Origin of the sequence: Bifidobacterium simiiventris, from assembly GCF_019331715.1 — a bacterium.
Classification (GTDB): Bacteria; Actinomycetota; Actinomycetes; order Actinomycetales; family Bifidobacteriaceae; genus Bifidobacterium; species Bifidobacterium simiiventris.
The window spans coordinates 135195-148824 of the sequence record NZ_JAHBBG010000004.1 but is presented as its reverse complement, the minus strand read 5'-3'; the positions used below and the strand labels follow the sequence as shown (position 1 = coordinate 148824).

At 63.6% G+C, this 13630-nt stretch carries 10 protein-coding genes; 6 read left to right on the top strand and 4 right to left on the bottom strand.

All coding sequences use genetic code 11. The features are described 5' to 3' along the window. Window positions 1-17: 17 nt before the first annotated feature. Together KIH76_RS06290 and KIH76_RS06285 are read right to left on the bottom strand one after the other, a co-directional pair. Window positions 18-2183 carry a Stk1 family PASTA domain-containing Ser/Thr kinase gene (locus tag KIH76_RS06290; RefSeq protein WP_214374555.1) on the bottom strand — a complete coding sequence of 722 codons (2166 nt, stop codon included), beginning with the start codon at window positions 2181-2183 and terminating at the stop codon, window positions 18-20. An 84-nt stretch (window positions 2184-2267) separates the two neighbouring features. Then, window positions 2268-3374, bottom strand: a complete 1107-nt coding sequence (locus KIH76_RS06285; RefSeq protein WP_219069864.1) for a polyprenyl synthetase family protein — start codon at window positions 3372-3374, stop codon at window positions 2268-2270. Between the two features lie 187 nt (window positions 3375-3561). On the opposite strand from KIH76_RS06285, the gene KIH76_RS06280 reads away from it, so the two are divergent. The 3 genes from KIH76_RS06280 to KIH76_RS06270 all read left to right on the top strand — a co-directional run bounded on the left by KIH76_RS06280 (window position 3562) and on the right by KIH76_RS06270 (window position 8190). Then, complete coding sequence (locus tag KIH76_RS06280; RefSeq protein ID WP_219069862.1) at window positions 3562-4323, top strand: DUF4192 domain-containing protein; 762 nt, start codon at window positions 3562-3564, stop codon at window positions 4321-4323. 156 nt (window positions 4324-4479) lie between these two features. Next, window positions 4480-5853 (top strand): RNA polymerase sigma factor, encoded by a 1374-nt coding sequence (locus tag KIH76_RS06275; protein ID WP_214374523.1) that lies wholly within the window; start codon window positions 4480-4482, stop codon window positions 5851-5853. Window positions 5854-5922: 69 nt separating this feature from the next. Then, window positions 5923-8190 (top strand): DNA gyrase/topoisomerase IV subunit B, encoded by a 2268-nt coding sequence (locus KIH76_RS06270; RefSeq protein WP_214374524.1) that lies wholly within the window; start codon window positions 5923-5925, stop codon window positions 8188-8190. A gap of 60 nt (window positions 8191-8250) precedes the next feature. Here the strand turns inward: KIH76_RS06270 and KIH76_RS06265 are convergent, their stop codons facing one another. Then, entirely contained in the window at window positions 8251-9687 is a 1437-nt protein-coding gene (locus KIH76_RS06265; RefSeq protein ID WP_219069860.1) for an aspartate ammonia-lyase, read from the bottom strand. 260 nt (window positions 9688-9947) lie between these two features. Here KIH76_RS06265 and KIH76_RS06260 point away from each other — a divergent pair, with 260 nt between their 5' ends. After that, a complete protein-coding gene (locus tag KIH76_RS06260; protein ID WP_219069859.1) occupies window positions 9948-11117 on the top strand; it encodes an MFS transporter in 1170 nt (389 codons plus the stop codon). Between the two features lie 87 nt (window positions 11118-11204). Here KIH76_RS06260 and KIH76_RS06255 read toward each other — a convergent pair whose 3' ends face one another. Beyond that, window positions 11205-12641 carry a DUF4153 domain-containing protein gene (locus KIH76_RS06255; protein ID WP_214374527.1) on the bottom strand — a complete coding sequence of 479 codons (1437 nt, stop codon included), beginning with the start codon at window positions 12639-12641 and terminating at the stop codon, window positions 11205-11207. Window positions 12642-12795: 154 nt separating this feature from the next. On the opposite strand from KIH76_RS06255, the gene KIH76_RS06250 reads away from it, so the two are divergent. Then, window positions 12796-13395, top strand: coding sequence for a DUF2975 domain-containing protein (locus KIH76_RS06250; protein WP_236036865.1), 600 nt, complete (start codon window positions 12796-12798; stop codon window positions 13393-13395). After that, window positions 13395-13622 (top strand): helix-turn-helix domain-containing protein, encoded by a 228-nt coding sequence (locus tag KIH76_RS06245; RefSeq protein ID WP_214374528.1) that lies wholly within the window; start codon window positions 13395-13397, stop codon window positions 13620-13622. Before KIH76_RS06250 ends, KIH76_RS06245 begins: the two co-directional genes overlap by 1 nt. Window positions 13623-13630 lie beyond the last annotated feature (8 nt).

The window sequence follows — 13630 nt, the reverse complement described above, 5'->3', positions numbered from 1 at the left end:
ACATTATGGGCGAATGACTACAGCAGCGAGGAGTACATCGTCAGCGTGACAGTGATGGGATCTCCGTTCTCGTCGCGGATGCGGGTTACCGTGCCCCCGGTCGGATCCTGCGACGCCACCAGCTTGTCCTTGTTGGAGTCGAGCGTGATGGTCGATTTGACTGTCACCTTGAACCCGAGCTTCTCGAGCGCGGCCTTCGCCGCACTTGCCTTCTGACCGACGTAGTTCTCCAAGGTGATGGTCTCAGGGCCCTTCGAGACGACTACGTCGACGCTGTCCCCCCAATGCAGCTGGGAGCCTTCATCGACGGAGGCGGATATAACCGAACCGGCCGGCACCTTGTCGTCGTATTCCTCGGTGACGTTCATGGTGAGCTTCAGCTCGTCGAGCGCGGTTTTGGCCTCGTCCTGCGTCTTGCCGACGATGTCGGGCATCGTCACCGGCATCGGTCCCTTCGACAGGACGACGGTGATCGGCGTGTTGTGCTTGAGCACGGCGCCGGCTTTGATGGGATCGCCGGTGGATGCGTCGACGATGCTGATCGCGGCGCCTTCGGGAAGCGTCTGCGAATACTCGTCCTGCGAACCGTCGTGGGTAACGGCATCGAATCCGGCCGATTCCAGCGCGGCGACCACATCGGTGCCGTGAGATGACGACGTGTCGAAGATATCCGAAGGAATGGTCGCCGTCTTCACGCCCTTCGAGACGACGATGCTCATCGAGGCGTCGCCCCGCTTGCTGATACGGTCGCCGACATTGCCCGGAGAAGCTGAAATGATGTCGCCGGCGGGCACATCGTCATCGTTGCGTTCGGACACGGTAAATGGGATGTTCGACACGTTCAGCGTGCTCCGGTAGGCGCTCCATCGCGCGCCTGACACGGAACATGCCTGGCCTTGCGAGCAGTTCACGTCATCGGGCTTGGGCACGGTCCAATAGCTGCCGGGGCCGAGGAAATACCACCATGCGGCGCCGCCTCCCGCGATCGCGGCCACCAGCAGCACCGCGGCCGCGATCACGGGAACCGAGGAGCGGGGCCGTTTGGCCATATGCCGGGTCGGCTGTTTTTCGGCCTCCGACCGGTCGTCATCCATGTCGGCCACTGACGCGATCGCCGTGTCCGGCAATGCCTCGGTCCGGGCTTCGGTCGTCGCTGGCAACATGCTTGTCGCGGCGATGATGGATGGGGGAGCGGGGATGGGCATGGTGCCGTCCGAGGTGCCGGACAACGCGTCGAGCGCCGATGCCGCCGCGGTCGCATCGGAGCCGATGGTCTGTTCCGTGCCACCTTGCGGCCGGCGGTACGTCCAGTCGGCAATATCCAGCTGCGCCGTGAGCTGTTGCAGCTCTTGCTCGGCCTCGGCCGCATCGGCGGGACGTGCCTCGACGGCCCGTGCCGTCAGATGCGTGAGAAACGCCGAGACCAGCGGGCTGATGCCCGGACACACGGTCGAAATGGGTGGCACGTCCTCATGGACATGTTTGAATACGAGCGTCACCGGATTATCGGATGTGAACGGCACCTCGCCGGCCAGCATCTCCCAGGCCATGATGCCCACGGAATACAGATCCCCTTGCGGGGTCGCCTGATTGTTCTCGATCATTTCCGGGGCAAGGTACGCGGCGGTGCCCAACAACATGCCCGTCGAGGAGAGCGTGGCCTGCGAAGCCGCCTTCGCCAGTCCGAAATCGGTAATCTGTACGTGGCCGCGGTCGTTGAGCAGAATGTTCTCCGGCTTGATGTCGCGATGCACCACGCCCGCGCGATGGGCTGAAGCGAGACCATCCAATGTCTCATTCACGACGCGCAGCGTCTCACGTACCGTGAACGTGCCCTGCTCGTTCATTTCGCGGCGCAGGTTCACGCCGTGTACGAACTCCATCACCAGGAAATCCAGCCCGTTCACCTCGCCGGTATCGTATACCTGCACGATGTGAGGGTTCGCAATCGCCGCCGCCGACTTCGCCTCACGGCGGAAACGCTCCACGAACTGGGCCCGGTGCGGTCCCTGCGCCAGCTGCATATGCATGACCTTGATGGCGACCGTGCGATCCAGACGCGTATCCAGTGCCTCGTACACCGTGGCCATACCACCCTCGGCTATCTTGCGGGAGACATGGTATCGTCCCTCGATCATCTGGCCGATCAACGGATCTTCAGGGGTGTGCACGGCTTCGCTCATCTTGTATGTCTGGTCCCTCATATCGTCATGGAAATCTCATGCCAGTCTACCCTGTGGCATGCCGGGAACGTGGTACGGCCGCTTCTAGTCAAGAGGCACGAACCGCGCGCACGCCTCGGCCAACGTCGTCGTCGCATCATCCGGCAGTTCGAGCTGTTCGATCGCCGTCCGCGACTGCCGCCACAGCTCGCCGATCCGTTCCTTGGAACGGTCCACCGCGCCGGTCGAACCGAACAGTTCGATAACATGCCGAACCTGATCGTCGTCGCGGTGAGAGGCTTCGAACAGATGCACCAGTTCCTCGCGGTCGGACGTGGATGCCGCTTCGAGCGCATCCGCCAGCAGCACGGTGCGCTTGCCTTCCCGGATGTCGCCGCCGACCGGCTTACCGGTGTTCTTGCTCGAGCCAATCACATCCAGCAGATCGTCCGCAAGCTGGAACGCCAGTCCCAGCGGCTTGCCGACGGCCAACGCCTTGCCGCGCGCGTCGGCGGGGGAGACGCCGGCGGCGATCAGAGCCAACTCCATCGGCGCGATCGTCGTGTAGCTCGCGGTCTTCCAACGGAACACGTTCAGCGACGCCTCGGCCAGTGCTCGCGGATCGTCCAACGGCGTCATCTCCACGGCCAGATCAAGCACCTGACCGATCTCCACCTCGCGATGCATGTTCAGGAACGCGGCCACGACCGCATCCGACGATGGCAAATGGCGGGCCGCGGCGTTGGCGATGTCCACGCTGGCGGTGGCCAGCAGATCGCCCAGCATGATGCCCAAGCCGTTGCCGATCGGGTCGGAGTGCGTCGCCGCCGCCAGCGCGCGGTGTGCGGACGGCTTGCCCCGTCGCAGATCGGAATCGTCGATGATGTCGTCATGCACCAGCGCCGCGGTCTGAAACACTTCGATCGCGCAGGCCAGATCCAGTACGTGATCCCGCACGTCCGCCGCATCGCCGTTACCGCCGAATCCGGCCGGTCCGACGTTCGGCGCGGTCGCGTCGAACGCGTCCAGCAACAGCAGCGCGCGAAGCCGTTTACCGCCCTCACTGGAGGTCAGCGCCTGCCGGGTAACCTCGTCCAGCACGGTGCGGCACGACGCGACGATCGTGCCCTGCCCGTCCTGCGGGCCGACGGTGGCGCGTACCAGATGGGCGATCCGCGCTTCAATGGAGGTCCTATCCAAGTCAAGAGTCATGCCTCTAAGGTTATCCACATAGGTTGTTGAACACAAGAGTGGCGGCATTCCAACGATTGTGACCTTTCGACCACATAGGTCGAAAAACGTCACCCGGTGAACGCGGATAGTGCATAGTTGATAGTCAGCGCGCACGGATGCGCGTGACCGGCTTGCCGGACCGCCCGCATAGTCAAGGAGGACAATCATGACCACGACGCCAACGAACGGCCGAACGACGGGGCGCGGCGCCTGCCGACGCAGCCGTCAGGCAGGCCCGCCGCCACGATCGACGTCGCGGCTTACGCAACGTTTCATCGAAGGCCCGCCGCCATCGGGGCCTCGCCGCGATCCGATCGAGGAGCCGTTTGCCGACAACGAACTGGAACGTCTGACATGCCGGTTCCGCGACATGCGCCGCACCGTCGGCCCGAGGGAAGGGAACCGCGAATGGGTCCGCGATCCGTTCGCGCAATGGATACGGACATTGGAATCCGCACGATCGTTCGACGCTGCCGCAACCATGCTCGATCGGGAAGGCATGGCCGCGTTCGCCGTGGGCATGACCGAATCGCTGCCGATCCGGGACGCCGCGATCGTGTCACTGGTCATCGGGCGCCCCTGTGACGAGCGCATGATGATCGAGATCGCCTCGCAACCGCATTCCGATCGCGTGCGGTGCGGCATGTCGGACATGATGACGAACGCCTTCCATGACGCGCGAGCTCGGCCGGATACGGAACGGTGCCGACGCGGGACGGCGATGCTGAAACGGATGGGCGACGCGGTGCCGGAACGATGGAGGGTGCAGCCGCTGGCGGCGCTCGCCTACGTACTGTGGTGGATGGGCGACGACCTGGCCGTGATACGCGCGCTCGAATGTCTCGCACTGGACGAGGACTGCACGCTTGCCGGCATTGTGGTGTCGCTGATCGAACGCGGCATCCGCCCGGCATGGTGCGGTTCGTGACGGATCGATCCGGTGTGTTTTTCGTTTCGCGCTCGACAAGGCGGGAATAATCGTCCTTGCAAGGTGGTTAACTCCAATAGTTGACGATTTGCCCTTGCCAGAAGTGCGCCTTATGTGGTATAAGCGTGCGGCGGCAGGATCAGTAGGAGGATAAGCTTGGCCAAGAAGGATGCGACGGCAACCCAGGACGGCGCCGAGGAAACCGAAAAGGCGACGCCCACACGCAAGACCGCAGCCAAGGCGAAGAAGAAGTCTTCGACGAAAGCCTCTGCCGGAACGAAGCACAAGACGGCTCGCAAGGAGGCCCCCGTCAAGGAGACCGACATCACCGACGAAGACGAACTCGAGGACGACGAGGATCAGGACGTCGACGCCGATCTGGACGATCTGGACGAGGATCTGGACGATGTCACCGACGATGACGATGATCTGGATGAGGACGACGAGGACGAGTCCGAGGACGACGAGGAGATCGACGACGAGGACGACGAGGAGTCCAAACCCAAGGAGATCGAGACTCCGAAGGAGAAGGGCGCGTTCGTCGTTCGTGACGACGATGACGACGACAACCTAACCCCGTCGGGCAATCCGAAGCGTCGCGTCATCGCTGCCGGCGCCACCGCAGATCCGGTCAAAGATTACCTGAAGCAGATCGGACGTGTGAGCCTGCTGAACGCCGAGCAGGAGGTCGATCTGTCGGAGCGAATCGAGGCAGGCCTGTACGCGCAGCACCTGCTCGACACCGAGTCCGACAAAATGGACTTTAAACGCAAGCGCGAGCTCAAGTGGGCCGCGAACGACGGCAAGAAGGCCAAGGACCACCTGCTCGAAGCCAACCTGCGACTCGTCGTCTCGCTCGCCAAGCGCTATACGGGCCGTGGCATGCTGTTCCTCGACCTTATCCAGGAAGGCAACCTGGGCCTGATTCGCGCCGTCGAGAAGTTCGACTGGAAGAAGGGCTTCAAGTTCTCCACGTACGCCACGTGGTGGATCCGTCAGGCCATCACCCGTGCCATGGCCGATCAGGCGCGCACCATCCGCGTGCCCGTGCACATGGTCGAGGTGATCAACAAGCTGAGCCGCGTGCAGCGTCAGATGCTGCAGGATCTCGGCCGCGAGCCCACGCCCGATGAGCTGGCGCGCGAGCTCGACATGCCGGTCGAGAAGGTGCAGGAGGTGCAGAAGTACGGCCGCGAGCCGATTTCGCTGCACACCCCGCTCGGCGAGGACGGCGATTCCGAGTTCGGCGACCTCATCGAGGACACCGACGCCATCGCGCCGTCCGACGCGGTCGCGTTCTCGCTGCTGCAGGAGCAGTTCAAGCAGGTGCTCGAGACGCTGTCTCCGCGCGAGGCCGGCGTCATCAAGATGCGCTACGGCCTTGAGGACGGCCAGCCGAAGACCCTCGACGACATCGGCCGCGTCTACGGCGTGACCCGTGAGCGCATCCGTCAGATCGAGTCCAAGACCATGTCGAAGCTACGTCACCCCTCGCGTTCGCAGACCCTGCGCGACTTCCTGGATCAATGATCCACTTTCGTGCTCCCCGGCAAACGGGGAGCACGTTTTTTCCCACGTGTTGACTGAGTAAGGAGAACTATGCCCGAATCCTACGGTGCCGACAGTCTTACCGTGCTCGAGGGCCTTGACGCGGTGCGCAAGCGCCCAGGCATGTACATCGGCACGACCGACAGCCAGGGCCTCATGCACTGCCTGTGGGAGATCATCGACAACTCCGTGGATGAGGCCCTGGCCGGCGCGTGCGACCATATCACCGTCACCCTGCACACCGACGGTTCCGTCGAAGTGGCCGATAACGGCCGTGGCATCCCTGTCGACGTCGAACCGAAGACCAAGCTTACCGGCGTCGAGGTCGTGCTCACCAAATTGCACGCCGGCGCGAAGTTCGGCAACGCCTCCTACAACGCGGCCGGCGGTCTGCACGGCGTCGGTTCGTCCGTCGTCAACGCCTTGAGCTCCCGGCTCGATGTCGAAGTCGACCGTGACGGCAAAACGCACCACATGGCGTTCCACCAAGGTCATCCCGGCGTGTATTCGGATGCCGACCTCGCGCATCCCTCGCCGGACTCGCCGTTCAAGCGCACCCGCAAGAACAAGCCGACCGAACTCGAGATCATCGGCAAGGTCAGCCCCAAGACCACCGGCACACGCATCCGGTACTGGGCCGACCCCGAGATCTTCAACGACACCGCGCAGTTCAGCTACGAGCAGCTCATCGACCGCGTCCGTCAGACCAGCTTTCTCGTACCTGGCCTGAAGATCACCGTCATCGACGAGCATATTCCGGCGACCGGCGACGAAACCGTCGACGAACTGCGCGAGATCGACGACGCGCAGGATACCGCCGCGACGGAAGCGACGGCCGAATCGGCGCAGGATGATGGCGTCGAGACCGCGACCGCAGCCGGCGAATCCGCCGCGGTCGCCGTCGCCAAGGCCGACGCGGCCAGTCATACGCACCGGCGTGTCGAGGAATTCTGCCACACCGGCGGCGTCAAGGACTTTGTGGACTTTCTGTCGAACGGCGAGCCGGTGTCCGACATCTGGCGCATCAGTGGCCAGGACACGTACGTCGAGGAGACGCAGGCCGTCGGCGAGAACGGCGAATTGCACGCGCAGAAGGTCAAGCGCGACTGCGGCGTCGACATCGCGCTGCGCTGGGTCAACGGCTACGACACGGTGATCCGCAGCTTCGTCAACGTGGTCGAGACTCCCGGCGGCGGCATGCACGTCGACGGTTTCCTGCTGAGCCTGACCAAGCAGATCCGCAAAACCGTCGAGGACAACGCCCGCAAGCTCAAGGTCAACCTCAAGGATCCTGCGCAGAAGGTCGAACGCGACGACATCATGGCCGGTCTCGTGGCCGTCGTCACCGTGCGCATCGCCGAACCGCAGTTCCAAGGCCAGACCAAGGACGTGCTCGGCACCGCGCAGGTCAAGCCGATCGTCACGAGGATGACCGACCGGCAGTTCGGCGAGATGATCACCGGATCGAAACGCGGCTACAAGGAGCAGTCCGGCCGCGTGCTCGACAAGATCGTCGGCGAGATGCACGCGCGCATCCAGGCCCGTAAGACCAAAGAGGTCACGCGCCGCAAGAACGCGCTCGAATCCGCATCCATGCCGCCGAAACTGTCCGACTGCCAGCCGGGCAACGACGACGTGGCCGAACTGTTCATCGTCGAGGGCGACTCCGCACTCGGCACCGCCAAGGCCGCGCGCAACTCCGCGTTCCAGGCGCTCCTGCCGATTCGAGGCAAGATCCTCAATGTGCAGAAGGCGTCGCTCGCGCAGATGCTGTCCAACAAGGAATGCGCGGCGATCATCCAGGTCGTCGGCGCGGGTTCCGGCCAAAGCTTCGACATCGAACAGGCACGATACAACAAGATCATCATGATGACCGATGCCGACGTCGACGGCGCGCACATCCGCATCCTGCTGCTCACCCTGTTCTACCGGTACATGCGCCCGCTCATCGAAGCCGGGCACGTGTATGCGGCCGTCCCGCCCCTACATCGCATCGCGTTGGCCGGCTCGCACAAGGGCGAGTACATCTATACGTATTCCGACGACGAACTCGCCGGCAAGCTCGCCGACCTCGACAGGCGCAAGATCTCGTACAACCCTGACATCCAGCGGTACAAGGGTCTGGGCGAGATGGACGCCGACCAGTTGGCGGACACGACGATGGACCCGCGCACGCGCATGCTGCGCCGCATCCGCATGGAGGATGCCGCACAGGCTGCCGGCATCTTCAGCCTGCTCATGGGCGATGACGTGCCGCCGCGCAAGGCGTTCATCGTCGACAACGCCGACGACTTCGACCGCTCCAAGATCGACACTTGATCCTGAACGACATTCGGCCTCCCCGCCTGTACGACGGGGAGGCCGAATCGTCCGTTGTAATTACTGATGTTCGCGGCAGGTCTGCCCGAGCCGGCGGGACAATGCGATCGGATCGAGCAACGCATCCAACTGTTCCGCAGGCAGGTCGGTGCGTTCTCCGGCGACCTCGCGCACGCTCCGACCGCTGACCGCCGCCTCCTTGGCGATGTCGGCCGCATGCTCGTAGCCGATCGCATCGTTGAGCGTGGCTGCGATCGACGGCGAATACTCGGCGTAGCGGCGGCCCACAGCGGCGTTGATCGTGATGCCGTCCACACAACGCTCGCGGAACATTGCCATCGCCCGGGTCATGAGGTCGATGCCGCCGAGCAGCGCGTGGATCATCACCGGGTCGAACGCGTTCAACTGCAGCTGGCCTTCCGACGCGGCCCACGTCACGGTCGTGTCCATGCCGAATACCATGAAGCAGCACTGGTCCACGCATTCAGGGATCACCGGGTTCACCTTGCCGGGCATGATGCTACTGCCGGCCTGACGCGCCGGTACATTGAGATCGTTGAACCCGTCGTGCGGTCCCGAGTTGAGCAGCCGCAGATCGTCGGCCGCCTTCTTCAAATGGATTGCCAGATTCTTCACGGTCTGCGACACGGCGATGTGCGCGCTCATGTCAGTCATCGCCGCGATCGGGTCGGGCGCGGCCGTGATCGGCAGCCCGGTGATGCGGGCCAGATGCTCGGTGGCGGCCTTGCGGAAGCGCAGGTCGGCGCAGATGCCGGTGCCGATGGCCGTCGCGCCGAGGTTGAGCGACATGAGCTGCGGTACGACGCGTTCGAGCTCGCGCGTGTCGGCCTTCATGAAGCTCGCGAACGCGTGGAACTCCTGTCCGTAGGTCATCGGCACGGCGTCCTGCAGCTGCGTGCGGCCGATCGTCACGTCGTTGATGTGCTTGTCGGCCAGATCGTGGAACGCGCGGGCGAGCTTCTTCGTCTCCTCGGCCAACGGGCCGAGCGCGTCGATCAGCGCGATCTTGCACGCGGCCGGATACGTGTCGTTCGTGGACTGGCAGTGGTTCACGTCGTCGTTGGGATGGATGTATTTATAGTCGCCGCGGGCGTGTCCGGCGATCTCGAGCGCACGGTTGGCGATCACCTCGTTCATGTTCATGTTCGTCGAGGTGCCGGCCCCGCCCTGCAATACGTCGACAGGGAACTGGTCGGCGAGCTTGCCGCCTTCGATCTCGAGACATGCGGCGATGATCGCCCGCGCCTTGGCGTGGTCGATCAGGCCGAGTTCCTCGTTGGCTTCGGCGCAGGCGCGCTTGACGGTGGCGTACGCCTTCACCAGCTGCGGGTGTGCGGAGTCGGGGATGCCGGAGACGGTGAAGTTGCCGATCGCGCGCTGCGTGTGGATGCCCCAGTAGACGTCGGCCGGCACCTCCATCGTGCCGATGCAGTCGTGTTCGATCCTGGTCTGCCGCATCGTATCGCTTGTGGTCATCGTATGCTCCTTTTATTCGGCTTGTGGCCTTATGCTCCGTCACCATCATGACGGGTTTGCGCACGACATGCCATCGTTCGCCGTGCGCGAAGGGTCGTTGACGTGGCTGCTGGTCGAAAAATCCCTCCGCAATTACCGGCGTGTCGCTGCTTACCGACTGGTAATTATCGAGTTGTTCCGATATGGTATGTACGAACGTACATATTGGGTTCGTCGAATGGCGGCGAGTCCTTCGACCGGATATCGTGAAAGGAACCGTTGTGGTCAATCTGCTGCTCGCCGTGATCTACATCGCCTTCATCAGTCTTGGTCTGCCCGATGCGCTGCTCGGCTCCGCATGGCCGACCATGAGCCAGGATCTGGGCGCACCGGTCTCGTGGGCGGGCGGCATTTCGATGACGATCTCCGCCGGCACCATCGTCTCAGCGCTGCTGAGCGACCGTATGACACTGCGGTTCGGCGCGGGCCGCGTCACCGCCGTATCGGTCGGCATGACCGCCGCCGCACTGCTCGGATTCTCCATCGCGCCGAACTACTGGGCGCTGATACTGATGGCCATCCCGTACGGCCTCGGCGCGGGCGGCGTGGACGCGGCGCTCAACAACTACGTCGCCATCCACTACGAAAGCAAGCACATGAGCTGGCTGCACTGCATGTGGGGCGTAGGCACGCTCGTCGGGCCGTATGTCATGGGCTATGCGCTGTCCAACGGCCAGGGCTGGCCGTGGGGCTACCGGTACATCGGCATGCTGCAGATTGTGCTCACCGTCATGCTGGTGTTCAGCCTGCCGCTGTGGAAGTCGCGCAAGGAGACGGCTGCGGCCGATGCCGGGCCGACCAAACCGCGCGAGCCGCTGGGTGTCAAGGGCGTGCTCGCCATCCGCGGCGCCAAGGAGATCCTCGTGATGTTCCTGTGCTACTGCGCCATCGAACAGACCGCCATGCTGTGGGGCAGCAGCTACATGGTGCTCGCCGACGGCGTCGACAAGGTGACCGCCGCCAGCCGCATCGTCGTCCTCTACTTCGGCATCACCATCGGCCGCGCCCTGAGCGGATTCCTCACCATGCGCTTGTCCGACCCCGCCATGATCCGCCTCGGCCAGACGCTCATCCTCGCCGGCATCATCGTCATGCTGCTGCCGTTGCCGAACCATTTCGGCGTCTACGCCGGACTTGCCGTGCTCGGCCTCGGCTGTGCCCCCGTCTACCCGTGCATCATCCATTCGACGCCCGACTATTTCGGCGAGGAGAACTCGCAGGCCATCGTCGGCGTGCAGATGGCCTGCGCCTACATCGGCTCCATGCTCATGCCGCCGCTGTTCGGGCTCATCGCCCAATACGTGACCATCCGTCTGCTGCCGGCCTACCTGTTCGTCTTCCTCGCGCTCATGGTCTTCATGCACGAATCCCTGCGCAGGAAGCGCGGCTAATGCGTTCGCCGGCTGCACCCTCGCGATGGGGCGTCGACGGCAGTGCGAAGGCAGGGTGGCAGGGTGAAACGACTCGTCAGCAATCGGCTACATGAACGGCGAGAACCCGTGTGTCATGTTGTACCGCTCGATCAGTGCCGTCGGATCGCAATATCCCAATGCGACATACCAGACCACGAACAGCGCGAAACACGTCGCGATCAACGGCAGCCGCGCGGTTCGCATCCGCACCAGACACAGCGCCAGCATCACGGCCAGCAGTCCGATGAACGTCAACGATACGAACCGCAGCCACGTCAGCCCATACGCGTCCACGTACAGGCCCAGTCGCGTCGCCGCCGACGCCAGCATCACGCCGGTCGCCGCGATCAGGCCGACCAACATCGCCTCGATCGCGCGCGTGCGCCTCGCATACGTCAGCACAAGGCCGAACACCGCCAGATTCACCGCAGCGACGAACAGCAGCTGGAAGAATCCGCTGCGCGCGTACTCGGCGTATGTCAGACCGCCCGGCAATCCCTCACCCGCGAACAGGAACGTAAACTGCACCGCGCAGAACATCGCGTACACGACCAGCACCAGACCCAGCACGATGGCCGTCACCAGCGTGTCCAACGACAGCGACACGGACCTGCCGTACCATGCCGCCATCTCGCCATCGGAACGCTCCTGATTGTCCAGCAGCGAAAACAGGAACGGCATCGGCAGCAGCACCGCGAGTGCATGCATGAGCAACGACGTGAGATCAAGGTCGCCGAACAGACGCGAGATGCCGTACGACACCACCATGTCGGCGCTTGACAACAGCGCGACCAGTACGGCCAATACGGGAACCGCGATCAGCAACGCGATGCCGATGCGGCGCATAATGGGGCGTTGTCTGCTGTTGGCTGCGACGTGGACCGCCGACGATACGGCCCGGCCGAACCGCCCAAGCCCGGCGAACGGCTGGATGAGCCAGCCCGTCAGCCAGCGCAGCATGATACCGAACGGGTGGCGGACGTCGTAACGTCCGTTGACCAGCTGCGCATGCAGCATCAGCAGCGACGGAATGGCGCATAGGGCGGTAATGAACCCATACTCGGGATTATCCGAAAAGATGCCGCGTTCCGACATGACCAGCCAAGCGGCAAGCGCGGCGATGGCGGCGGCGGTGAACCACGTCAGCGGACGTCGGCGTGCGGCTCGCCAGTGCAGCGCGGTGACGATGACGACGCAGGACAGCCAGAACGCGGCGAACAGCAGACTCGTCATACGGGGGCGTCCGTAGGTCGACTGCAGCCCGGCCAGTACTATGCGGTCGAACAGCATTGGAATGGCGAACGATACGGCGAACAGCAGGATGGTGCGCGGCTCGAGCGATTGTCCGGTCGTTGCTGTGGGCCGAGCGTCGGAAGATACTGAGGCCGTGTCGGATGGCTGCGGTCCGGAGGTTTTTCCCGTTGACGTGATGTCGGACTCCGGCCGGGTGTCGACCATGTCGCCGGGTTGGGTCTCGGCTGATTCATGACGTGAAGTGCTCATGTCGCCAGCGTAAGGTCGCGTTGTGGGTCGGCAGCTGTCTGGCGTCTGGTTCTTCACCAAACTTGCATATCGAAAAACGATAGATTACTATCGAGTTACGATTAGTGATAATCGATTGTCGATAGTGATTGCCGAGTGGAAAGGCGGTGCTGATATGGGAGACGTCAGTCGGCTGCGAGGTCGCATGGCATCCGCCGTGCCTCCGGTGGATGACGATGTGCGGACGTGGAGGGAATTCCATCCGCGGGCGATCGCCGCGCTCAAGGTGCTGATCGTATTGTTCGAGCTGATCTGCCTATGGGGGCAGGTCGTCATGTATGTTGCGGCCGGCGATTTCGTGACGACATACCCGGAATTTGCGGCCGCGAGATGGCCGTACACCGTTGCCGGGCTGCTCGGCGTCGCATGCTTCGAGGTTGCGCTGGTGCCACTGTGGAACCTGCTGACGCTGGTGAAGCGGCGAGACGTATTCTCCGGCAAGGCGATCCTGTGGGACAACGTCATCATCGGATGCGCCGGCGCGGAAGGCGTGCTGGTGCTGTTCGTGCTGCTGTACAACTCGTTCGCCCATAACGCCTACTACGATGCGTATCAAGGTGCGATGACGGACGTGGCGATGGGTGCGTTTGCATTGAGCCTCGCCTGCGTCGTCGCGCTGCTGCTTATCGTCGCCTTCATCCTGCTCATGCTCGTCATGCGTTCGCTGCTTGCGGCGGCCATCGCCCAGCGCGACGAGCTTGAGGCGGTGATCTGATGACGATTCGCGTGAACCTCGACGTGATGCTCGCCAGACGCAAGATGAGCGTGGGCGAGTTCGCCGAACGCATCGACATCACGCCGGCCAATGTGGCCGTGCTCAAGAACGGCCGCGCCAAGGCCATTCGTTTCTCTACGCTCGACCGCATCTGCGAGGTGCTCGACTGCCAGCCCGGCGATGTGCTCGAATGGGTCGACGATGATGACGCGGACGGGGCGTCGTAGGCAAGGGC